Raw genomic sequence first — 23,481 nt, 5'->3', positions numbered from 1 at the left:
TACTTTGATTGTTTTGTATGTGTCAAGTTTTATTATACAGGATTATCCATTATATATCGTAATATTAATATGACGTTTTAATCATATTTTTAAACTATTGACGGCTATTAAATGGAATTGTTTCATCTGTAAAAAAACAGACCCCTATTTGAAACAGGGGTCTGATAATTTTAGCATTTTTCTTTCTTTTTATACTTTGTCAGATTGATTATCAACGCAAAAAGTGCCATAAAAAGAACTGCCACTACGAGAGTAACTGTCGATAATTTAATAAGGCTGTCAGTTAAGCCATACATGGATCTTGTGAGTGCATTATACACAGTGTCATTATGTATCGCAAGCCCGTCATAATATTTTGTACCCTTTAGGATAGCACACGGAACAAGAATGAGCATTGAGGAACAGAAAAGTGAAGTGCCTACCCAATAAAGCAAACCGCTTATATGCTTTCTGTTTACTGCTGCCATAACGCCTATAAATATAACAGCCGTTGCAATAAGAGCTATCCTTATTTTTCTCGCAAGCACAAGCAGATCTTTAAGCTTTGTGGAAATGCCATTAGTTTTATTTATATGGCTCAAAAGCATAACGTCAAGGTCGGATTCAATTGCCTGTTCCACATTTTTTATTGTCTTCTGCTTTATGTCTTCAAGTTCCTGAGTATATTCAACGCCTTCTTTTTTAGCCCATTTTGTATAATCGTCTGAGATATTCTTTTCAAGAAGCGTAAAGTCTGCCTTAAACTCAGGAAGTTCGCTCTTTTTGCCAAGAATATAACTGAAAGTATCTTCCACATAGCTATAAATAGCGTTTGATACATCAGTTTTGTTAATCGACTTCTTCAGGGTATCAGCTTCAACACCAGTGTAGGCATATTGTTGTTCACAATATGTCTGTATCTCCTGGAAAGCCGTGTCCTCGATTTTTATCTTGTGCATACTGTTCGTATAGGTTGTCGGTTCAAAGAAAATATTGTCTGCCGCAAACAGAAGTGACAGCGCAAGGAATATAAACGCCAAAAACAGTGAGATTATCAGATTAGGCAGGTAGTTGTATAGTTTTTTGTTTTTCACAGATCTTACCCTCCTAATTCTTATATTCTTTGCTTACGACTTTGCAGATAACATAAAGCCTCTGATCTGAAAGACCCATATATCCATTGTTCCAGCAAGTGTAGAGTATCAGATCATCTACAGGTGGATCTGCGGTCACGTCATAATACAAAAGGGATGTATCTGTATCCGGAAGTACCTTAGTTTCTGTGACCTCATAAGTGAATTTGCCATAATCTGTTTTTAGGATCACTTGATCACCCACTAGAATATTAGGTAAATATCTGAAATAAGTGTGGTTATGTGCCGCAAGGACAACTCTGCCTGTAGCACCTATATATGCAGAATAGTTAGATTGCACAACACCTTTTGCTAGGAGATCATCAGAGTCACCCCAGTAAACAGGCTCTTTGTCAATGCCTGCCTTATTATTCTTTACGGTCAGCTCGGCATATTTGTCACCGTAATACGGATAGATTATCTCATGCTGTTCCGTCTTTTTATCAGAATCTGGCACTGTGACTTTTGTTAATTCCTTCATAGGCAGTGCGTCTGCATTTCTGTATTTATTATCCTCTGATGGTTTTTTCAAATGAGCGTTCTCATTGAACGCTATTGCTGCATATCCTTGTAGCTCTATGAATTTTTTATAACTTACCAGCGTCATGATAGACAAACAAAGAGCCAAAACTAAAAGAGGCGTCAAGACCATTACAGCCACTGACGTCCTCTTATTTTTTTTCAGTTTGTTTGCGTCAGACGAGGAAGCTTTAACCTCTTTCCTGACCATATCTTAGCACTCTTTGTTCTTCTTAACAGCTACTGTAATACCAAACGCACTAAGAGCAAGTGTAAGAACCGCAGCAACCTGAACAGCTGTCATGCTGTTTGCACCAGTATTAAGTGAACCGTTACCTGTGTTTGTTCCAATGTTTGTATTACCATTTGAATCAACGACCTGAACGTTCCAATCCTTGCTTGTAAGCTCATCTACCTTGATAGTAACACCAAAGTGATTACCTGTAGCTACGCAAGCATCAGCAATAGCCTTTCTGCTATCCTCGCCCATTTCCTTAAACACCTGTCTAAGCTGATCGTTTGTTAGTGAAGCAAGATCTGTTCCTGCACCAAAAAGCTTGTCAGCAACAGGCTGAACATATGTAGCACCACAATCAGAGAGAGCCTTTACCATGTAATCATAGTCAGCAGAGCTGAACTTTGAAGCGTGAGAATCAAGGTAGTTCTTAAGCTCTGATACATGGTTAGAAGGAACACCTGCTGATTTAGCTGCAGAAACAACATCGGCAGAAGAAGCTGCTGATGCGCTTACAACCATTGTTGAAGCAATGATGAACGCAGTAACAGAAGCCGAAATTGACTTAAATATCTTTTTCATAACACCTATCACCTTTCGTAATATTTTCTTATAACAACATTATACACTATTAAAATTCGATTGTCAATATTATTATTGGTATTTTTTTCAGAAAAAAGCAAATATTTTTACGACAATTTGAAATAGTTATGTATAAGTGCGTATATGCGCTATTTCATGTAATTGTATATTGTTGGAAAATATGAAAGATCCTCGGCATTCTCAAATAAAAGACCTATAACATTACTGTATTGGTGCTTTTATGATTTTTGTCAAAGCTGATCTCAAAGCATTTAGATATAATTTCTACATTAATTATTATAATTATACGCCTTGACACGATATCATGCCATGGTGTATAATTTTCGTGTATTATATAATTGATGTAATGTACAGGAGGATATATGAAAAATTATCTAAATGAAAGCCTTTCAGCTCAGGAAAGAGCTGAAGCACTTGTAAATGAAATGACCATAGAGGAGGCGGCTTCACAGCTTAGATATGACGCTCCTGCTGTTGAGCGGCTCGGCATTCCTGCTTATAACTGGTGGAATGAGGGTATCCATGGGCTTGCACGAAGCGGTGTTGCCACCATGTTTCCACAGGCAATAGGTCTTGCGTCTATGTTTGACACCGACCTTGTGTTCAAAGTGGCAGATATAACCTCCACAGAAGCTCGTGCTAAGTATAATGAGTATTCAAAGCGTGATGACAGAGATATATACAAAGGTCTTACCCTTTGGGCACCTAATATAAATATTTTCAGAGATCCACGCTGGGGCAGAGGTCATGAGACTTACGGTGAAGACCCTTATCTTACCGCAGAGTGCGGCAAGGCATATGTAAAAGGCTTGCAGGGCAGTGGCAAGGTACTGAAAACTGCCGCTTGTGCAAAGCATTTTGCAGTACATAGCGGACCTGAGGCTGTTCGCCATGAATTTAATGCAGAGGTTAGTTGGAAAGATCTTGAAGAGACATATCTTTACGCCTTTGAGGAGCTTGTGAAAAAAGCAAAGGTCGAGGGTGTAATGGGTGCGTATAATCGTGTGAATGGCGAACCGTCATGTGCTAGTGAGTTTCTAATGGGCAAGCTCGACAAATGGGGTTTTGATGGCTATTTTGTTTCTGATTGCTGGGCAATAAGGGATTTCCACGAACACCATTTGGTGACGTCTTCTCCTGTAGAGTCTGCCGCAATGGCACTTAAAGCAGGTTGTAATGTGAACTGCGGTTGTACGTATGTACACCTGCTTTCTGCTCTTGACAAGGGGCTTGTGACAGAAGATGAAATCCGGGCTTCCTGTGTTGCTCTTATGAGAACTCGCATAAGACTTGGTATGTTTGACAAGTCAACGGAATATGACAACATACCATACAGCGTTGTTTCTTGCCCTGAGCATAAAGCTGTATCCTACCAGTGTGCAGTGAAGTCCATGGTGTTGCTCAAAAACAAGGGTATTCTTCCGCTTGACAAAAAATCAATATCAACTATAGCTGTAATAGGTCCAAATGCGGACAGCAGAGCGGCTCTCGAGGGCAATTATAACGGCACAGCCGACAGGTATGTTACTTTCCTTGAGGGTATCGAGGACGCATTTGATGGCAGGGTGCTTTATGCTGAAGGCTGTCACTTGTATAAGGACAGAGTATCGGGTCTTGCACAGGCAGGGGATAGATACGCTGAAGCTGAGGCGGCAGCGGCAAATTCTGATGTTGTGATACTTTGCGTTGGTCTTGACGCCACTATTGAGGGCGAGGAGGGCGACACAGGTAATGAGTTTTCATCGGGTGACAAGAACGATCTAAGACTTCCTGAAAGTCAGCGCGAGCTTATAAAGCGTGTCGCAAAGATCGGCAAGCCTATGATAGTGGTATGTGCGGCAGGAAGCTCAATAAATATCGAGCATGATTGTGACGCTCTTATTCACGCATGGTATCCGGGTTCAGAGGGTGGCAAGGCTATTGCGGATATTATCTTTGGTAAAGTTTCGCCATCAGGAAAACTGCCTGTTACATTCTATAATAGCGCCGACAAGCTACCTTGCTTTACTGATTATGCTATGTCTGATAGAACATATAGGTACACGAGAGATAACATTCTTTATCCATTCGGCTATGGTCTTACTTATGGAGATGTTGTTGTTACATCGCTTAGTTATGACGATGGCAAAGTCAATGTAGAGGTAGAAAATAACGGTGCCGATACATGTGATGTTATCGAACTTTACATTAAATCACATTGTGATAATGCTCCGGCTTATCCTGTGCTGTGCGGCTTCAAGAGGATTTTTGTCAAAAAAGGTGAAAAGCTTGATGTTGAAATCGAAGTACCTGACAAAGCTTTCACAACAGTGTCAGATATCGGCGAGAGAAAACAGTTTGCAAAAGAATTCACCCTCTATGTTGGTACGCATCAGCCTGATGAACTTAGTTGTCAGCTTAGTGGTACAAACTGTATGAGTATCGAGATAGAACGATAGTGAAAAGAGATCTTACAAACGGCAGTATCATAAGCTTGCTTCTTGCTTTTTTAAGCCTGATGATACTGTGAAATCTGCTCCAGCAGGTGTATAACATTGCCGACACATTTATTGTTGGCAGATTTCTTGGCAAAAACGCCCTTGCGGCTGTGGGCGGCACATACACCTCATTACTTTTCTTTATTCGATCATAATAGGTCTGTGCATGGTCTGTGGCTCGCTTGTTTCTTATTGTTTCGGTGAAGTAAATGAATGCCGCCTGAAAGGCTGTATGAACATATCATTTCTGATGATAGGCTCTGTTACTTTGGTGACAGAGCCTATCACATTGTGCTTTTCCAATGAGATTTTGAAACTTTTGCATACTCCAATGAAAATAATGCTGTTGACATCTGATTATGTTAGAATTATCCTGTCATGAATTTCGGCATACTTATGATACAAAGACTGGTAAATAGTTTTGGAACGACTGTAATGGCGGCTTTTACAGTAGCCGTTCATAATTGTTAAATTAAGCTGTCAGCTTATATGATTTTCCGACAAATACTTGGCTGATTTTGTTTATCTTATTGTATGTTATAACAAAAAACCATTTTTTTGTTGAAATACAAAAAAACGTATCGTTTAAAGTTGACTTTTTTAATAGAATGTGATAAAATTATTATTGTACGGTTTAATTTTTGGGAAAATAACGAAAATATCAACAATAGGGTGAATAATTCAAATGAAAAAAAATTACACTATCAAGGATCTTCTGGTACTTCTTCTCGGAAAGGTTTGGTATATCGTTGCTGCTGCAGTAGTGTGCGCGGTACTGGCTCTTTTTGTATCAAAATTTGTTATGAGTAAGCAGTATCAGTCACACGTTTCAATGTATGTTAAAAGTGCTGATAATCAGTCAACGGGTCAGGATAAGACTAATGTTGACTTACAGGACATTAACGCTTCAAAGTCATTGGTACAGACCTACATTGTTATACTTACTGATGACCCGGTAATGAACGAGGTAAGCGATAAGCTTCTTGAGATGTATACTCCTGAACAGCTTGCTCCTTATTTTACTGTAACGAGCGGCAGGGTTTCAAATGACGGCCTGAGAAATGCTTATAGCATGACCGCTGTAAATCAGACAGAGGTACTTCAGATAACTGCCACAACAACCAATGCAAAGCTTTCTTCTGACCTTTGTAACATCATGGCTGACGTCGCTCCAAGCTTTCTTATAAGAGTTATCGGTGCAGGCTCAGTTGAAAAGATAGGTGATGCTGAAGTTTACAATACACCTGTTTCTCCTAACACCACTAAAAATGTTGCCCTTGGCTTTGTTGGTGGCTTGATGGTGGCTGTTCTAGTGATACTTGTTATCGACTTCTTCGACAACACTGTAAAGAATTCTGATGAGCTTGGCGACATTTATCAGAAGCCTATCGTTGGTGAAATAATGAATATTGGCGGAAAGACTTCTAAAAAGGATGAAGGTTCTTCTGCTGACAGAAAAAAACAGCTTCTGTTCAATAATAAGGATATACCATTTAATATTGTAGAGAACTACAAAACAATGCGTACAAACCTTATGTTTACACTTTCTACAACACGAAATAAGATAGTTGTCGTTTCTAGTCCTAATCCAAGTGAGGGTAAGTCTGTAACAGTTGCTAACCTTGCAGCTTCAATGGCTGAAACAGAAAATAGGGTTCTTCTTATTGACGCTGATATGAGAAAACCTGTTCAGCACAGAAACTTCAAGTTAAAAAACAATGTTGGACTTTCAACAATACTGAGTGGTGAAAGCACATTTGATAAGTGTGTGCATGAAACCAAGAATGGCAATTTTGCTGTTCTTACATCAGGCGTTTTGCCTCCAAACCCGTCAGAACTTCTTGCTTCTGAGAAAATGCGTGAATTGCTTGAATATGTTCAGCATAAGTATGATTATGTTATTGTCGATGGAACCCCGCTGCTTCCTGTAACTGACGTAATGAGCCTTGCAGACGAGGTCGCAGGCGTTCTTCTCATTGCAAGATATGGAAGAACTACATATCAGGAGATAGAGGAGTCTATGAAGAAGCTTGAGATAGGCGATTGCAATCTGCTTGGTTTCGTTCTTAATGATATTTCCGCAAAGAACGGTTCTCATTACGGATACAAGTATAGCTACAAGTATAAATATGACTACAGCTATAAATACGGTGGGAAGGATACTTCTGCCGAAAGTTAAATGACATGGAGATGTTAGATTGACTACCGATTATCACAGCCACATACTGCCGAATATTGATGACGGCTCTGACAGCATCAAAACATCACTTAAAATGATAAAAATGATGAAACAGCAGGGCATAGGTATAATTGTGGCAACACCGCATTTTTATATGCACAGGGAATCTTCTTTAGACAGTTATCTTGTCAAACGGCAAAATGCTTATGAGAAGCTCATGGCTGCTGACCCTGCCGTGAAGGATATACATATTGGTGCAGAAGTCGCCATAGAAAAGGGCATAAGTGGACTTGACGGACTTGAAAAGATGTGTATCAGCGGAACAAGACTTATTCTTCTTGAACCACCGTTCGCTCGGTATAACAGTTGGATCGTCGAGGAGATAGACGAGATAGCAAATTCTCGAAGGCTAATTCCGATAATCGCCCATGTACATAGATATATGGGCGTTTATTCAAAGTCAGATCTGAAAAGTCTGATGTCTGTGGATGCAGTTTTTCAGATAAATGCAGAAGCTTTTGAGCATTTTTCCACAAGACGTTTTGTTAATAAGCTTATTTCAAGTGGCAGTGATTTTGTTTTTGGAAGCGATGCTCATAATCTTGATGATAGAAAACCTAATTTTGATCTTATAGCTAAAAGATCTGGAAGTGAAAATATAAGACGTTCTGATAAAGTACTCATGTCTGCTATGGCTGACGAAGAAAGAATGTTTGCTTTTTAAGTATAGAAAAAATATTGATGATATTATAAATAGCCTGCACTGTGCCATTGAGGGGTGGCCATGGTGTGATCTTATTCATTGCTTTAAACGAGCGGAGGTATGTTTTATTTATGGAGAAAACAAGTGAAAACACAGCTCAGGTGTGGAAAAACAAAAAGATAAAGCATTGGATGCTTATTGCATTCTTTCTGTGTTTCTATGATATTGTTGCCGTAAATCTATCCTACATTTTCGGACTTTTCATCAGATTTGACCTTACTTTTTCTGCAATACCAAAGGAGTATATGCTTGCCTATGTTAAGTTTGCTCCCATCTATACAGCTTTCTGTGTTGTGGTGTTTTTTGTGTTCAAGCTTTATAATAGTTTGTGGAGATTTGCTAGCATTGGCGAACTGTCAAGGATATTTTTGGCCTCGATAGTTACTACCATATTCCAGGCTGTGGGTATAACATTGCTCTTTATGAGAATGCCTTTGGCTTACTACATAGTAGGTGCGGGAACTCAGTTCGTGCTTATAACAGCAGTGCGTTTTGCCTATAGGTATATCACTCTTTTAAGAGCAAAGCAGGTAACAAATCAAGTGGCAGTGCATAATGCAATGGTCATTGGTGCAGGTGCTTCGGGTCAGATGATCCTTAAAGAGCTTACGATGTCAGAACGTGCAAATGCAAGACCACTCTGCATAATCGATGATAACCCAAATAAGTGGGGAAGAAATATCGGAGGAGTTCCTATCGTCGGTGGCCGTGATTGCATTATGGAAAGCGTCAAAAAGTATAATATTGATCAGATCCTTTTTGCAATTCCAACTGCATCACCTGAGAACAAAAGGGATATCCTTAATATTTGTAAGGAAACAGGCTGTGAGATGAAACAGCTTCCGGGCGTTTATCAGATAACAAATGGTGAGGTGCTTCTCAGCAAGATGAAGCCTGTTGCAGTCGAGGATCTGCTTGGAAGAGAGCCTATCAGAGTAAACATGGACGAGATATTCCAGCACCTTAAGGGTAAGACCATATTGGTAACAGGTGGCGGTGGCTCTATCGGAAGCGAGCTTTGCCGACAGATAGCAGGTCATGAGCCTAAACAGCTTATCATATTTGACATTTATGAAAACAATGCTTATGAAATAGAGCAGGAGCTTAAACGTAGATATGGCAGTAAACTCAATCTTGTGACGCTTATCGGCTCTGTTCGTGACAGCAGACGTATCAATGACGTTTTTGAAAAATACAAGCCTGATATCGTTTATCACGCTGCAGCACATAAGCACGTTCCGCTTATGGAAACAAGCCCTAATGAAGCTATCAAAAACAATGTTGTTGGTACATACAAGACAGCCTATGCCGCTTTGAAGCATGGCACAAAGAGGTTTGTGCTTATAAGCACTGATAAGGCTGTAAACCCTACTAATATTATGGGTGCAAGTAAAAGACTCTGCGAAATGGTCATCCAGAGCATGGACGCTATCAGCAAGGCAGGCAGAACAGATCTTCTGCCTATGCTCCATGCACACGTTGATGAAATGACAGACGGTATGCTTGAGAACGATCCGATGGACGAGATAGCTGTTGATAATATAGAGAGCAGTGAAGCGATTAAGATCGAAAGCGTTGGCAATAAGGACAGAAATGGCACACAGTTTGTTGCAGTTCGTTTTGGAAATGTTCTTGGAAGCAACGGCTCTGTGATCCCACTGTTCAAAAAGCAGATAGAAGCAGGCGGTCCTGTTACTGTTACTCACCCTGATATCATAAGATATTTCATGACTATACCTGAGGCTGTGAGCCTTGTTCTTCAGGCAGGCACATACGCATGGGGCGGTGAGATATTTGTCCTTGATATGGGTGCGCCTGTGAAGATAGATACACTTGCAAGAAATCTTATCAGACTTTCAGGATATAAGCCTGATGTAGATATTAAAATAGTTTACTCAGGTCTGCGTCCTGGCGAGAAGCTTTTTGAGGAGAAGCTTATGGCAGAGGAGGGCATGATGAAAACGGACAATGAGCTTATCCATATCGGAAAGCCTATACCGTTTGACACAGAAACGTTCCTGGGTCAGCTTGGAGAGCTTGCTCGTGCAAGCTATAACAATGACGAAAATATCGTTGAAATGGTCGAAAAGATCGTTCCAACATTCAGTCCTGTAGGTGATAAACCAACAGGTAATGAAAAATATGGCAGAAACGCTGTTGCAGTTTCTGCGGCAAAATAATAAAAGATCCATATTTCAGCACTGCGGGGATTTCTGCGGTGCTGTTTTTATGCCTAAAATTTCACACTTTTTCTTGATGCTACTTGAAAAAAGGCTGCTTATGTGGTATAATGAATAACGAATGTAAATTTGCGTAAAGGACTATTTCTATATGAAAAAATGGAGAATAAACAGACCTGACCCTGTGAAAACTGCAGAGTTTATGAACAAGTGTGACTTAAAAAGCCTTACCCTAGACGTTATGACTTCAAGGGGTTTCACTGATTTTGACAGCCTTGCTGATTTTTTTAAAGGCGAAGAACTTAGTGATCCTTTTCTTATAAAGGATATGGCTATAGCCGCCGAGGTGATAAACAAGGCGGTCGATCAGTATGACCTTATTTGTATTTACGGTGACTATGACTGCGATGGAGTTACGTCCACCACTATACTTTACAACTATCTTGAAAGCATGGGCGCAAACATTATGTACTATATTCCTGAGCGTGAGGCTGGATATGGCATGAACATGGAAGCTATTGAAATGCTTGCAGAAAAGGGGGTTAAGCTTATCGTCACTGTGGATAACGGCATTTCCGCGGTTGAGGAAGCTGAGCGTATTGCTGAGCTTGATATGGAACTTGTTATCACAGATCACCACCAGCCGCCTGAGAAGCTTCCGAGGGCAAGGGCTATCGTTAATCCGCATCGTGCAGATTGTCCTTCGTCATACAAAGACCTTGCAGGCGTTGGTGTAGCTTTCAAGCTTTGTGCTGCACTTGACGGCGGCAGTTACGACACTGTTATGGAACAGTATGCCGACATTTGTGCTATCGGTACAGTTGCGGATGTTGTGCCACTCACGGGGGAAAACAGAACTATTGTCAAGCGTGGTCTTGAATATCTTGCAAACACCGAAATATTGGGGTTAAACTATCTTATAGATAAAGCAAAGCTTGATAGAAATGCTCTTGACTCAACAGGCATTGCTTTTAGGATTGCCCCTGTTATAAACGCTTCGGGTAGATTTGGCTCACCTCTTACAGCTGTAAAAACGCTTCTAAGCGAAGACCCGGAGGACGCTGAAAATTATGTTGACACTCTTTTAAATCTTAACGCCCAACGCAAGCAGGCGGAAACAGAGATAATGACAGAAATAGTAAACCATATAAACGCTCACCATGAAACTCTTGACCATAGAGTGCTTGTGCTTTCAGGCAAGGGCTGGCACCACGGAGTTATTGGCATTGTTTCTTCACGCATTTTGGAATTTTACGGAAAGCCGAATGTTATAATCTCAATTGATGATGATGGAAACGCACGAGGCTCTGCGAGAAGCGTAAAGGGCTTCAATATATTCAAGTGTTTTCAGCATTGCGGAGAGCTGCTTGATAAATTTGGTGGACATGAGTGTGCAGGAGGTCTGTCACTGAAGGCTGAGAATATCGAAAAGTTCACTCAAATGGTGTATGAATACAGCGATCCTATGGAGAAATTCCCTAGCGTTGAGCTTATAGCGGATAAGCTTCTTATGCCGCAGGATATCAACCTTGATAATGTAAAGGGTCTTGCCGCAATGGAGCCTTTTGGTGCAGAGAACCCTGCTCCCGTTTTTGCAATGCTTGGAGTAAGAGTAGATAAGATAATACCGCTGTCACAGGGCAAGCATACAAAGATCGAGTTTTCATACGGAAGCTATAGAGGACAGGCTCTTATTTTCTCCCTTGCACCTGAAAAAGCTTGTTTCGCAGTTGGCGATAAGCTTGATATGCTCGTGGAGCTTGGAATAAATGTGTTCAATAACCGTGAGTCCATATCCATAAGAGTTATCGACCATAGATTGAGTGGAGTAAAGCAGGAAAGATATTTTGCGGCAAAGGATTGTTATGAAAAGCTCATGCGCGGGGAACAGCTTCCTGCAAGTTTTATAAGAAAAATAATCCCGACAAGGCAGGAGCTTATCGGTGTATATAAATACATAAGTGCAGTTAAGAATATTACGTTGGATAATCTTTTTATGAAAATATCAGGCGACAGTATGAATTATTGCAAACTGCATATTTGTGTTGATATTTTCCGTGATAAGGGTCTTATCGAGTTCAGACCCGCAACTATGAAAATAAGCTACGTTGTGCCGAAACAAAAGGTAAATCTTGAGAACTCTGAAACTCTTGTTAAGCTGAATGAAATGCTTGGAAAGGCAGGTAACTAAAGTGTCAGATAAAGAGAATATTTTGCTTGATCCTGCTGAAATGGATAAGATAGAAAATATGCCTGAGATAAAAACTGTCAGTGAAGAAGATCTTCCTGCCGAAGCCGAGGTTAAAGAGCAGTTTGAAGAAAAGCCTGCTCCTACGGCTTCTCCTGACTATACCGACGCTGTGCCTGAAGCTTCAAAGCCTGAGCATATAGGTGAGAGGTCGGTGTGTTCCATTGATGCACTTATTCAGAAAATACTTGATGGCGAGAGGCAGTACGATCTGTCAAAAATCGTTTCCGCCTATGAACTTGCTGAAAAGTATCATCACAATCAGAAAAGAGAGTCTGGTGAGCCGTATATAACCCACCCGCTGTCTGTTGCATATATTCTTTTGGAGCTTGGCATGGATACTGATACTATTTGTGCAGCACTTCTTCATGACGTTGTGGAGGACACTCCATGTACTCTTGAAGAATTACAGAAGAATTTTGGCTCAGACGTTGCAATGCTTGTAAATGGCGTTACAAAGCTGAAAAAGGTAGAAACTTTCACCAAAGACGAGCAGAAAGCCGAGAATATCAGAAAAATTCTTCTTGCAATGAGCGAGGATATTCGTGTTATTATCATAAAGCTTGCAGATAGACTTCACAATATGCGTACTCTTAATTATTGCAAAGATTCAAAACGCAGAACTATCGCCCATGAAACAATGAACATCTATGCACCGATAGCTCACCGCCTTGGAATACGCTCAATTAAAGATGAATTTGAAGATCTTGCTTTTTACTATCTTGATCCTTATGCTTATGCCGAGATAGACGAGCAAATGCAGCTCAGAAAGGGCAGCCGTGAACAGCTTGTTGAAAACATCAAGCACAAGATACATGACAGGCTTGAAAAGGACTTTGACCCTGTTCCCCTTATCGAGGGTCGAGTTAAAAGCAATTATGGTATTTATAAAAAGGTATATCGTGACGGCAAGGAGATAGACCAGATATATGATCGCTATGCCGTAAGAATTATCGTCAATACAGTTACAGAGTGCTATAACGTACTTGGCATAATCCACGATATGTTCAGACCTATCCCAAATAGATTTAAGGACTATATTTCCACGCCTAAGGCTAATATGTATCAATCTCTTCACACAACTGTTATCGGCAGAGAGGGAATACCTTTCGAGGTTCAGATAAGAACATGGGAAATGCACAGAACGGCTGAATATGGTATTGCCGCTCACTGGAAATATAAGGAGGGTGTAAGGGGTAGCTCAAAGGACGATCAGCGCCTTGCATGGATAAGACAGATAATCGAGTCACAGCAGGAGTCAAACGACGTTGAGGAGATAGTAAGAGCTATCAAAAATGACCTTGCCCCTGAGGACGTTTTTGCTTTCACTCCAAAGGGAGATATGATAACACTGCCTGTCGGATCAACTGTTATCGACTTTGCTTACGCTATCCACACACAGGTGGGTCATAAGATGTGCGGCGCAAAGGTAGACAAGAAAATGGTGTCTTATGATTATCAGATAAAAACAGGCGAGATAATCGAGATACTTACTACCAACGTTGAAGGTCATGGTCCAAGCCGTTCATGGCTTAATATCTGCAAGACCAATGAAGCCAAATCCAAGATACGTTCATGGTTCAAAAAGGAAAGACGAGAGGAAAATATCTTTGAGGGCAGAAATGCTCTTGAAAGAGAGTTCCGCAGAAATAATATAAGAGTGCCTGAGGAAGAACTTGAGGACTTTCTCAAAATGGATATGCACAGACACAGTTGTGATACCCTTGACGACTTCTTTGCAGCTATCGGCTATGGTGGTGTTCAGCTTTCAAAGGTGATGCAAAGGCTGAAATCTGAGTATAATAAGAAATATGGTGAAAAGGCTCAGCCTGATACTTCTGAACTTGAAAATAAGATAAAGACTTCCAAAAATTCCACCGGTGTTATCGTTGACGGCATCGACAACTGCGCTATCAAGTTTGCACAGTGCTGTAATCCGCTTCCAGGTGACGAAATAGTCGGCTTTATCACGAGAGGTCACGGCATATCCGTGCATAAAAAGGATTGCGTGAACTATCTTTCGCAGAAAGATGATCCTGAAAATGCCGCTCGTTGGATAAATGTTAAGTGGGAAAGTTCTGAAAAGCATACTGGCTATTTCAAGTGTACTTTGGATATTGTTGCAGTTGACAGAATAGGTCTGTTGGCAGACGTTTCGTCAGCACTTGCAATGATCAATATTTTTATCTATGAGTCAACCTCAAGGGAACTGAAAAACGGCAATGCAATGCTTTCCGTAACTGTCAGCATTGCAGGAATGGAACAGCTCAACAATGTTATAAACAAGCTTCAGAAAATAAAGAACGTTATTTCTGTTGAAAGAAGCGGTAAATAAGAAAGGACAGATAATGAAAATATATAGGCTCAAACCATTGAGTGTTTGTGAAACGAACAGCTATATTGTTGCAAGTGAAGAAAATAACTGCGTTCTTATCGATGCACCTGCCGACCCTGATTATATTCTCGGTGAGATAGAGAGTCACGGTCTTACGCTTAAAAAGATCTTTCTTACACACGGTCATTTTGACCATATCGGTGCTGTGGCTGACCTTGTAGACAGGACAGGCTGCGAGGTGTATATCCACATTATGGATAAGCCTAAGCTTACAGATGACGCAGGAATGCTTGCTAATCTTTTCAGAATAAGAGGACACAGAAATTACACAGGCAAGGTCAATGTGTTTACAGAGGACGATATACTAAAGCTTGACGAGCTTGAATTTGACGTGTTGGAAACGCCGGGACATACAAGCGGTTCTGTCTGTTTCATATGCGGCATGAATATGTTTTCGGGAGATACCCTATTTTCAAGAAGTGTTGGCAGAACTGATATGCCTGATGGAAGCAGCACAGCCCTTATGAAGTCGCTTATGAAAATAGCTGACCTTGGTGGAAATCTCACTGTTTACCCAGGGCACATGAATGTCACGACACTTGACGCTGAGAGAAAGTATAACCCATATCTCAGGCAGGCTGCGGAGGCTTTGAAATGACTCTGATATTCAGCGGCAACGATTATAAATATGAGCTTGAGGGAGTAATGAAGCTTTTTATCCCTGCAACGCTCTTTACCCACGTTTTTTCTGACAGCATAGATACAGAGGACGATTATGTGTTCTCTCAGAAAAAGGATAACGCTGACAATGTTTGTTTGAGCGTTAAGGTGAGATATGACGGCAAGACTTGCGAAAAAGAGGAGTTTGTGCATTTTGAAAGCGACATGGAACTTTCACTGTCAAGACTTCTTTTTAAGGCAATGAGCGAGATAACAGGCATTGTGCCGAAATGGGGCGTTATAACGGGAATAAGACCTGTGAAGCGTGTGAATGATATGCTCAGTGAGGGCATGAACAAGGCGGAGATATTTAAAGCCATGGAGAGCAGATATCTTTGCAGCGAAGAAAAGTGCGATATTGCATACAAAACTGCCATAACCCAGAAGCCTGTCCTCGATGAGCTTGAAAAGGACAGCTTTAGTCTTTATGTGTCAGTGCCGTTTTGTCCCACAAGATGCTCCTACTGTTCTTTCGTTTCGCAATCTATCGAGGGCTGTATGAAGCTTATCCCTGAGTATGTGAACAAGCTGTGTGAGGAGATAGTTTATACTGCGAAGATAACGGAAAAGCTTGGTTTAAAGCTTGACACCGTATATTTTGGCGGCGGCACTCCTACCACGCTCACTGCTGCTCAGCTTGACAGAGTTATGAAAGTCATTGAAAACAGCTTTGATATGTCAACTGTCCGTGAATACACTGTTGAAGCGGGAAGGCCAGACACCATAACTGAAGAAAAGCTGAAGGTGCTTAAAGCAAACGGCTGTGGCAGAGTATCTATAAATCCACAGACTTTGAATGACAGCGTTCTTGAGGCTATTGGCAGAAAGCACACAACTGCACAGTTTTTTGACAGCTTTGACCTTGCAAGAAAAGTTGGTTTTGACTCTATAAATACCGATATAATCGCAGGTCTGCCAACAGACACAGTGGAGAGCTTTGAGAATACCATTGATAAGCTTATCGAGCTTGCTCCTGAGAATATCACTGTACACACACTTTCCATAAAGCGTGCGGCTAGGCTAAATCACAGTGGTGACAGGGAAGTGCTGAAAAATCCAGCCGATAAAATGGTAGAGTATGCCACAAAAAGACTTTCTGAAAGCGGCTATCTGCCTTATTATCTCTACAGACAGAAGAATATGCTTGAAAATCTTGAAAATATAGGCTGGACAAAGCGGGGCCACGAGAGTTTGTATAATATCTATATAATGGAAGAGGTTCAGACCATTCTTGCAATGGGTGCAGGTGGCTCCACAAAGCTTGTTGACAAAGATGGCGGACGTTTGGAGCGTGTGTTCAATTACAAATTTCCGCTGGAATACAATAAGCATTTTGAGCTTATGCTTAAGCGAAAAAATGAGATAGAGGAATTTTATGCTAAAGAAAAATGAGATTATCAGGCTTGAAATAAGCGGTATGACAAATGAGGGCAACGGAGTAGGAAAGCACGAGGGCATTGCTGTTTTCGTGCCTTTTACTGTTATTGGCGACGTTATCGAATGCAGGATAGTCAAGGTCTGCAAAACGTATTGCTATGGCATTATCGAAAATATTGTAAGTGGTTCGGTTGAAAGAACGAAGAACGATTGCTCTGTGTATTCAAGGTGTGGCGGTTGTTGTTTTCGTCACATGAGCTATGAGGAAGAATGCCGTGTAAAAGAGCAGTTCATAAAGGATTCATTTGAGCGTATTGGTAAGCTTTATCCTGAATATGACAGCTTTGAGGGTTGTAAACAGCTTGTTGGCTATCGCAACAAGGCGCAGTACCCTGTAGCAGAGCAGGACGGCAAGGCAGTTTGTGGATTCTATTCAAGGCGTTCTCATCATGTATGCGATCACACTGATTGTGCGTTACAGCCTGCTATATTTAAAGCTGTCGCTGATGACATAATGGCTTATGTGAACGAGCGTAAGATAAAGGCATACAACGAGGAAACGGGAAGTGGTCTGCTCAGGCATATTTATCTCAGGCGTGGCGAACACTCAGGTGAGATAATGGTCTGTCTTGTTATTACCGACCTTAAAAAGCGTGGCGTATTTGATGTGCTTGTGGGTGAGCTTTGCAAAAAATATGCTGATATAAAGAGTATAGTTTTCAACGAGAATAGCCGAAAGACCAACTGTATACTCGGACAGAAGCTTGTTACTGCGTATGGAAGCGACACGATACACGATACCATGTGTGGAAATGATATAGAGATATCACCGCTGTCATTTTATCAGGTAAATACAATTCAGGCGGAGCGGCTTTATGAAATTGCCGCAGATTATGCTCAGCTGACAGGAAAGGAAACTCTTCTTGATCTTTACTGCGGTGCAGGAACGATTGGTTTGTCAATGAGCAAAAAGGTGAAAAAGCTCATAGGTGTTGAGATAATACAATCTGCAATAGACAATGCAAAACGAAATGCCGCAGCAAACAATGTCACAAATGCGGAATTTATATGTGGTGACGCAGGAAAGATAGCAGAGATACTTTACAGCCGTGGCGAGCGACCAGATGTGATAATAGCTGACCCTGCAAGAAAGGGCTGCACTAGGGATGCACTGGAGTACATGGCAAAAATGTCCCCTGACAGGATAGTTATGATATCCTGCAATCACGCTACTGCTGCCAGAGACTGTGCTGTGCTGGAAGAATTGGGGTATAAGACGGTCAAGGTCAAGGGCGTGGATCTGTTTGGTAGGACGGGGCATGTTGAGACGGTCTGTTTGATGTCTAGAAAAGAGAAATAAATAGCGAAAAGTAGCGTATTTACGGGCTTTTTGTAAGGTTGGTATCATCAGAGAAGCCTTGTGGAAAGCTCGGTTTTATTATATGGAAACATATCTACTGTAAAATATGTGTCAGCTTGTAACCTCGGATTAGATGTCACAATTTGAGACAGTGGATTAGATGTCAGGCATTTTGAGATGATTTTTTTGGAAAATGAAAAAGGGTGACAACCAATCCTGCAGGACTGACTCCTATTGAAATCGGTCAGGGAGTAACCTATAAAGAGGCAAAATTAACATTTCTTTGCAAAAAGTTGTATCAGCATCAATTTTCCAAAGAGGATATTACAACTGAAGTTCAGGAGTATTATGCTTCCATGCCAAAAGTATATCCCGATTTCAATGGAGGCTGGCAACCACATATTGTTTTTTTGTAGGTGGAATTATAGAGGTTAGGGATGAACGATAAATTGGGATTTAGAGGATGTGAATGAGCAGCATGAAGGAAACAAAAGAAGGAATTAATTTAAAAAAACTCCTTAGGCTGAAGAATACAGGCAGTATCTTTGTGATTGCAGGGCTTTTGACGATTTTTGTAATAGCGTTGTACACATTTATTCTGCAAAGTTCTTACACTAAGACCGCCCTTGAAACAGAAATCATACGTGACACAGCGAGTGCAGATGCAGTACACAAACTCGTGGATGGAAGAATCGGCAAAGAAGATTTTGATCAAATCAAAGATCAATCTGATGAAAAGAAGCAATTATATAAGGATATTTCTTCATATTTCAATGAAATCAGAACACTGAATTCTACTCGATATATTTACACCGCTACAAAAAATGAAGAAGGAAAACTCGTTTATGTGGTAGACGGTTTGGATTCGGATGCGGATGATGTAAGACACCCTGGAGATTATATTGAGGAAGAAATGGTTCCGTATATTGATAGGGCTATTTCTGGGGAGAATGTGTACTCTCAGGATATCATTGATACAACATGGGGTCCGATTTTTACGGCTTGCTATCCTGTAAGAGCAAATCATGATGGGACTGGAGAAATCATTGGCGCATTTTGCATTGAAATGGATATGCAATCAGCTTATGGAATGGTTGAAGAGACGAATCATATTTCCATCATCTGCGGTTTAGTCGCAGGAGCTGTATTGCTTTTAATTTGTCTATATACCTATTATGTTTACCAGAAAAGCAAGGCAGAAGAGCAAAAACAAAAACAATTATTAATGACCGCCGCTGAGGAAGCAGATGCTGCCAACAAAGCAAAATCTGCGTTTTTGCTTAGTATTAGCCATGACATCAGAACGCCGATGAATGCCATTATTGGATTTACAAACATTGCGCTTCACCAGAACACGGTTTCAGATATTCATGATAGCTTGGAGAAAGTTCAAAAAAGTTCGAATCATCTTCTCTCTTTGTTGAATGACGTTCTGGATTTTACTCGCATTGAAAGTGGAAAAGTTACTATTTCGCCCGAGCCGGTGGACATTACTCAATTGACAGATAACGTCCAGGCGATTATGAATGGACTTCTTTATAACCGAGATCTTAAGTTTGAAGTACATCGAGAAATCCCAAAGAACCCATATGTCCTTGCGGATGTTGCGCGTATCCGGGAAGTTTTGGTGAATCTTCTTGGCAATGCTGTGAAATTCACAAAGGACGGCGGAAAGATTACTTTGGATATCAGCAGTTACCCAGGAGCGGATGAGAAACATATCATAACTCGTTATGTTGTTCGAGATAACGGTATTGGCATGAGCGAAGAGTTCCAGAAAAAATTATTCGATCCGTTTTCACAAGAAGATGATGCTAATGCCAGAACTCAATATAAGGGAACCGGTCTTGGTATGGCCATCACAAAAAAATATGTGGATATGATGGGCGGTTCGATCGCTGTTGAGAGCAAAAAAGGTGTAGGTTCTACATTCACAGTGGAGATCCCACTGGAGTTGTCAGAACAGGTTATTCAATCAGAACAAAAACAACATCTACATAGAGATTTGACGGGTATTCATGTTCTTATGGCTGAGGATAATGATCTAAATGCTGAACTTGCTACGATGATACTGGAAGATGCTGGTACGACCGTAACACGTGCATCAGACGGAAAAGAAGTTGTGGATTTGTTTAAAAATCATCCACGAGGCACATACGATCTTATTTTGATGGATATTATGATGCCAAACATGGATGGACACCAAGCAGCAAAAGCTATTCGAGCCTTGGGTATAGAGCGGTCCGATGCAGTTACGATTCCAATTATAGCTTTGTCTGCAAATGCTTTTATAGATGATATTCAGGAATCCCTGAATTCAGGCATGAATGACCATATTTCCAAGCCGATTAACATGGAGGAATTAATCGATACTATCACTAAATATATTAAACATTATTAGGAAAACAAAGAAGTTAATTCTGATTTTCCTGTACCTTTTCAAAATCTTCTCTGCTGATACCGCTAAGGTTTGGCAGCTTGAGAATCTCTTTGAGTTGCAAGCTGAGGAGATTGCAATTCAGACGTGTTTGGTAATGTAGCCATTCCTTATTTCTTATCAAAAATCAACAAAACTCGTTTGGCTTAGTTTTAGCCAAACGAGTTTTGTTTTTTACTCCCTGAGATTTTCTTTGAGTTTTACTTTTCGATATTCTTTTGGTGACATACCAATGTATTTATGAAACAGTCTGCTGAAATAAAGCGAATTGGTGTATCCAACCATATTTGCAATTTCAGTAATGGTGTAGTCGGTATTTTCTAACAAACTTTGTGCGTTGGAGATTCGCAGCTTTAAGATATATTGCAGCGGACTGGAACCTGTGATTTCTTTAAAGCACTGAATAAACCAACAGTTGCTAAGCCCTCTGGATTCGGAGTACTCCTCAATGCTGATTTCTGTGTTGTAATTCTTACGAAAATAGTGCATCGCAAATGCAACTTCTTTTTCACTGGTGCTACTGAATTTCTTTGCACTAATGATTGCACGGCTTATCAAAACAAAAATATTTCGCAGCTGCAAAGAAATCAATTCATCATACCGTGGTCTGCAAAGCTGCAATTCCTGTATCATCTGACCAAATAACCACTGATAATCGGGAGATGTTCCAATATAGAGAATACTATTTTTCAGGTTGATATTGTAATACTTTAAAATTTCTTCTACTTCATTTCCGGTAAAATGCACCCAATAAACATCGGTTTGATCTGCACAATAATAAACATATTCCTGTGGTTGATCTGGCAAATATATAATAATATTTCCGGCTGAAACCGTTTTTTCTTCTCCATGAATGAAAAAATGTCCTTTTCCGGAGGCAATATATAAAAGCTGATAATCTTTTCTTCCCTTCGGACGACGTGTTACTACTTCAGAACGATTTTTCACACGATAATTTCCACAGCTTGTTACAATCAAAGGTTTAGTATTATCCACTACAGTAGATGTAGAGTTGTTTAAATAGGCAACTCTGACCGCTCTTGTTACAAAGAACAGCAAGGAAAGAGTTCAGATGGGTTCTTATCGCTTTATCTTCGCATTTGGAACAAGCCTACTGATTCAGGCTGTTACATTCCAATTTGTTGAAACAATGGGCGGTGGTGCAAATGGCTGGAGAACAGTCGCAATTATTTATGCGGTTATCGGTCTTATTGTAAATACAAATTCCGCTCTTTCTGTAAAGGAACTTTCTGATGTGGAACTTGCAGACAGTGAAACAAAAACAGAAGAAACCAAATACAGTTTTGGCGAAGCATTCAAAATTCTCGTACACAACAAATATTATGTGATGATCACAGTAACCTACATTTTGCAGCAGTTCTATGGTGCTATGATCGGTGTTGGAACATACTATGCAAAATATGTTCTCGCAGATGAGAATATGTTCGGCACATTTGCGTGGTTTATCAATATTCCTTTGATTATCGCCTTGATCTTCACTCCTACCATCGTACAAAAATGGAACGGAATGTATAAGCTGAACAAATACAGCTACATGGTAGCAACAGTTGGCAGACTTCTGGTAGCAGTTGCCGGATACATGGGAAACATTCCGCTGATGCTTGCATTTACAGCACTTGCAGCACTCGGTCAAGGTCCATGGCAAGGTGATATGAATGCAGTCATCGCATCATGCTCTGAATATAGCTGGCTTACCAAACACAAGCATGTTGATGGAATCATGTACTCCTGCACATCACTTGGTGTAAAAATTGGTGGTGGACTTGGAACAGCAATTGTCGGTCTTTTGCTCGACTTTAGCGGATTCAAGGGCACTTTGACAGTACAGCCTGATTCTGCTATCAATATGCTTCACATTATGTATCTGATCGTTCCGTTTGCACTTGATTTGATCATCACATTTATTCTTTCTAAGATGAATGTTGAAAAGGCAAATGCGGAAATCAAAGAAAAACTTGGAATATCCGATAATGAAGTTGTGATGGAATTACAGAACTAAAATGGAGGGAACAATATGAAATATACACTCGACTGGCTGACCGATCCGGAAGTGTTTGCAGTCAACAGAATCGCAGCACATTCCGACCACAGAATCTATGCAAACCATTTGGAAGCCGATGCAGACAATTCCTCTCTGATTCAGAATCTGAACGGCACCTGGAAATTTGCGTGGGCAAAGAATCCATCTGAATGGAAGCAAAAGTTCTATGAAGAAAGCGACAGCACTGACAATTTTGACAACATTCAGGTTCCGGGACACATGGAATTGCAGGGATACGGCAAACCGCAGTACGTCAATACCATTTATCCTTGGGAGGGACAGGAGCATCTCCGTCCTCCGTTTATCTCTGAAAAGGACAACCCTGTCGGCAGCTACATCAGATATTTTGACTTGAACGATGCTCTGAAAAACAAGCGTGTATTCATTTCTTTTCAGGGTGTGGAAACTGCTATGTATGTCTGGCTGAACGGCGAATTTATCGGCTACAGCGAGGATTCTTTTACACCGTCTGAATTTGAACTGACACCATATATCCGTGAAAAGGACAACAAACTTGCTGTTGCAGTGTTCAAAAGAAGTTCTGCAAGCTGGCTGGAAGATCAGGATTTCTGGAGATTCTCCGGCATTTTCCGTGACGTATTCCTTTATGCGGCACCGTCTGCCCATGTTCGTGATATGAGAGTGATTGCAGATTATGACGGTACAAACGGTATCTTCTCTGCAACGCTGGATATTGTGGGCAAGTGTTCTGTGAGATCGATCTTGACAGATGAAAATGGAACGGTCATTGCACAATCCAATGAAAAGGAATCTGTAAACTGGACAATTGAAAATAGCAAGCCTTGGAGTGCCGAAATACCGAATCTTGGTTTTGTCAATATCACTTGACACATTTTATTCGAACAAGAATTAT

18 protein-coding genes and 1 pseudogene are annotated in these 23,481 nt (G+C 40.7%); 15 read left to right on the top strand and 4 right to left on the bottom strand.

Translation table 11 applies throughout. The annotated features are described in order from the left end of the window. Positions 1 to 170 precede the first annotated feature (170 nt). The 3 genes from DW015_RS11600 to DW015_RS11590 all read right to left on the bottom strand — a co-directional run bounded on the left by DW015_RS11600 (position 171) and on the right by DW015_RS11590 (position 2,448). Positions 171 to 1,073 carry a hypothetical protein gene (locus tag DW015_RS11600; RefSeq protein WP_117905730.1) on the bottom strand — a complete coding sequence of 301 codons (903 nt, stop codon included), beginning with the start codon at positions 1,071 to 1,073 and terminating at the stop codon, positions 171 to 173. Positions 1,074 to 1,086: 13 nt separating this feature from the next. Further along, positions 1,087 to 1,644 (bottom strand): class D sortase, encoded by a 558-nt coding sequence (locus tag DW015_RS11595; protein WP_181979918.1) that lies wholly within the window; start codon positions 1,642 to 1,644, stop codon positions 1,087 to 1,089. 201 nt (positions 1,645 to 1,845) lie between these two features. Continuing rightward, positions 1,846 to 2,448, bottom strand: coding sequence for a hypothetical protein (locus tag DW015_RS11590; RefSeq protein WP_117905728.1), 603 nt, complete (start codon positions 2,446 to 2,448; stop codon positions 1,846 to 1,848). Positions 2,449 to 2,831: 383 nt separating this feature from the next. Between DW015_RS11590 and DW015_RS11585 the strand changes: the two genes are divergently transcribed. The 13 genes from DW015_RS11585 (at position 2,832) to DW015_RS11530 (ending at position 20,509) form a co-directional block, all read left to right on the top strand. Then, positions 2,832 to 4,907, top strand: a complete 2,076-nt coding sequence (locus tag DW015_RS11585) for a glycoside hydrolase family 3 C-terminal domain-containing protein (RefSeq protein ID WP_117905727.1) — start codon at positions 2,832 to 2,834, stop codon at positions 4,905 to 4,907. An 86-nt stretch (positions 4,908 to 4,993) separates the two neighbouring features. Further along, positions 4,994 to 5,101, top strand: a complete 108-nt coding sequence (locus DW015_RS13925; RefSeq protein ID WP_347501066.1) for a hypothetical protein — start codon at positions 4,994 to 4,996, stop codon at positions 5,099 to 5,101. An 11-nt stretch (positions 5,102 to 5,112) separates the two neighbouring features. Continuing rightward, entirely contained in the window at positions 5,113 to 5,328 is a 216-nt protein-coding gene (locus DW015_RS11580) for a hypothetical protein (protein ID WP_117905726.1), read from the top strand. A gap of 303 nt (positions 5,329 to 5,631) precedes the next feature. After that, on the top strand, positions 5,632 to 7,125 hold the full coding sequence (locus DW015_RS11575) for a polysaccharide biosynthesis tyrosine autokinase (RefSeq protein WP_117905725.1): 1,494 nt from the start codon (positions 5,632 to 5,634) through the stop codon (positions 7,123 to 7,125). Between the two features lie 19 nt (positions 7,126 to 7,144). Continuing rightward, positions 7,145 to 7,849, top strand: a complete 705-nt coding sequence (locus DW015_RS11570) for a CpsB/CapC family capsule biosynthesis tyrosine phosphatase (RefSeq protein WP_117905724.1) — start codon at positions 7,145 to 7,147, stop codon at positions 7,847 to 7,849. 110 nt (positions 7,850 to 7,959) lie between these two features. Beyond that, positions 7,960 to 10,068, top strand: coding sequence for a nucleoside-diphosphate sugar epimerase/dehydratase (locus tag DW015_RS11565; RefSeq protein ID WP_242993281.1), 2,109 nt, complete (start codon positions 7,960 to 7,962; stop codon positions 10,066 to 10,068). A 151-nt stretch (positions 10,069 to 10,219) separates the two neighbouring features. Further along, complete coding sequence (recJ, locus tag DW015_RS11560) at positions 10,220 to 12,259, top strand: single-stranded-DNA-specific exonuclease RecJ (protein ID WP_117905723.1); 2,040 nt, start codon at positions 10,220 to 10,222, stop codon at positions 12,257 to 12,259. A gap of 1 nt (position 12,260) precedes the next feature. After that, the gene (locus DW015_RS11555) at positions 12,261 to 14,651 is read left to right on the top strand and encodes a bifunctional (p)ppGpp synthetase/guanosine-3',5'-bis(diphosphate) 3'-pyrophosphohydrolase (protein ID WP_242993280.1); all 2,391 of its coding nucleotides are present in this window, start codon (positions 12,261 to 12,263) and stop codon (positions 14,649 to 14,651) included. A 37-nt stretch (positions 14,652 to 14,688) separates the two neighbouring features. Then, the gene (locus DW015_RS11550; RefSeq protein WP_242993279.1) at positions 14,689 to 15,309 is read left to right on the top strand and encodes an MBL fold metallo-hydrolase; all 621 of its coding nucleotides are present in this window, start codon (positions 14,689 to 14,691) and stop codon (positions 15,307 to 15,309) included. Further along, positions 15,306 to 16,763, top strand: coding sequence for a coproporphyrinogen dehydrogenase HemZ (gene hemZ, locus DW015_RS11545; protein ID WP_117905722.1), 1,458 nt, complete (start codon positions 15,306 to 15,308; stop codon positions 16,761 to 16,763). Before DW015_RS11550 ends, hemZ begins: the two co-directional genes overlap by 4 nt. Next, a complete protein-coding gene (rlmD, locus tag DW015_RS11540; protein WP_117905721.1) occupies positions 16,747 to 18,108 on the top strand; it encodes a 23S rRNA (uracil(1939)-C(5))-methyltransferase RlmD in 1,362 nt (453 codons plus the stop codon). The genes hemZ and rlmD overlap by 17 nt, the downstream gene beginning before the upstream one ends. 203 nt (positions 18,109 to 18,311) lie before the next feature. After that, the gene (locus tag DW015_RS13630) at positions 18,312 to 18,524 is read left to right on the top strand and encodes a hypothetical protein (RefSeq protein WP_207659380.1); all 213 of its coding nucleotides are present in this window, start codon (positions 18,312 to 18,314) and stop codon (positions 18,522 to 18,524) included. Between the two features lie 53 nt (positions 18,525 to 18,577). Next, the gene (locus tag DW015_RS11530) at positions 18,578 to 20,509 is read left to right on the top strand and encodes an ATP-binding protein (protein WP_242993278.1); all 1,932 of its coding nucleotides are present in this window, start codon (positions 18,578 to 18,580) and stop codon (positions 20,507 to 20,509) included. A gap of 210 nt (positions 20,510 to 20,719) precedes the next feature. Here DW015_RS11530 and DW015_RS11525 read toward each other — a convergent pair whose 3' ends face one another. Next, positions 20,720 to 21,541, bottom strand: a complete 822-nt coding sequence (locus DW015_RS11525; protein WP_242993277.1) for an AraC family transcriptional regulator — start codon at positions 21,539 to 21,541, stop codon at positions 20,720 to 20,722. A gap of 28 nt (positions 21,542 to 21,569) precedes the next feature. Between DW015_RS11525 and DW015_RS11520 the strand changes: the two are divergent. Both DW015_RS11520 and DW015_RS11515 read left to right on the top strand, forming a co-directional pair. Further along, positions 21,570 to 22,565 (top strand): annotated as a pseudogene (locus tag DW015_RS11520) (MFS transporter); the annotation flags it as partial. A 15-nt stretch (positions 22,566 to 22,580) separates the two neighbouring features. Beyond that, complete coding sequence (locus DW015_RS11515) at positions 22,581 to 23,456, top strand: sugar-binding domain-containing protein (RefSeq protein ID WP_242993276.1); 876 nt, start codon at positions 22,581 to 22,583, stop codon at positions 23,454 to 23,456. Positions 23,457 to 23,481: the final 25 nt, after the last annotated feature.

Source organism: Ruminococcus sp. AF37-20 (assembly GCF_003460465.1).
In the GTDB taxonomy this organism is placed as follows: domain Bacteria; phylum Bacillota; class Clostridia; order Oscillospirales; family Ruminococcaceae; genus Hominimerdicola; species Hominimerdicola aceti.
Note: the sequence above shows the minus strand (reverse complement) of the source record. Positions and strands in the feature narration are given on the sequence as shown.

Bases quoted from the DNA above. Each gene is read 5' to 3' on its own strand.
- DW015_RS11515 (WP_242993276.1), top strand. From the start codon at position 22,581: ATGAAATATACACTCGACTGGCTGACCGATCCGGAAGTGTTTGCAGTC.
- DW015_RS11575 (WP_117905725.1), top strand. From the start codon at position 5,632: ATGAAAAAAAATTACACTATCAAGGATCTTCTGGTACTTCTTCTCGGA.
- DW015_RS11585 (WP_117905727.1), top strand. From the start codon at position 2,832: ATGAAAAATTATCTAAATGAAAGCCTTTCAGCTCAGGAAAGAGCTGAA.
- DW015_RS11565 (WP_242993281.1), top strand. From the start codon at position 7,960: ATGGAGAAAACAAGTGAAAACACAGCTCAGGTGTGGAAAAACAAAAAG.
- DW015_RS11530 (WP_242993278.1), top strand. From the start codon at position 18,578: ATGAGCAGCATGAAGGAAACAAAAGAAGGAATTAATTTAAAAAAACTC.
- DW015_RS11590 (WP_117905728.1), bottom strand. From the start codon at position 2,448: ATGAAAAAGATATTTAAGTCAATTTCGGCTTCTGTTACTGCGTTCATC.
- rlmD (WP_117905721.1), top strand. From the start codon at position 16,747: ATGCTAAAGAAAAATGAGATTATCAGGCTTGAAATAAGCGGTATGACA.
- DW015_RS11580 (WP_117905726.1), top strand. From the start codon at position 5,113: ATGGTCTGTGGCTCGCTTGTTTCTTATTGTTTCGGTGAAGTAAATGAA.
- recJ (WP_117905723.1), top strand. From the start codon at position 10,220: ATGAAAAAATGGAGAATAAACAGACCTGACCCTGTGAAAACTGCAGAG.
- hemZ (WP_117905722.1), top strand. From the start codon at position 15,306: ATGACTCTGATATTCAGCGGCAACGATTATAAATATGAGCTTGAGGGA.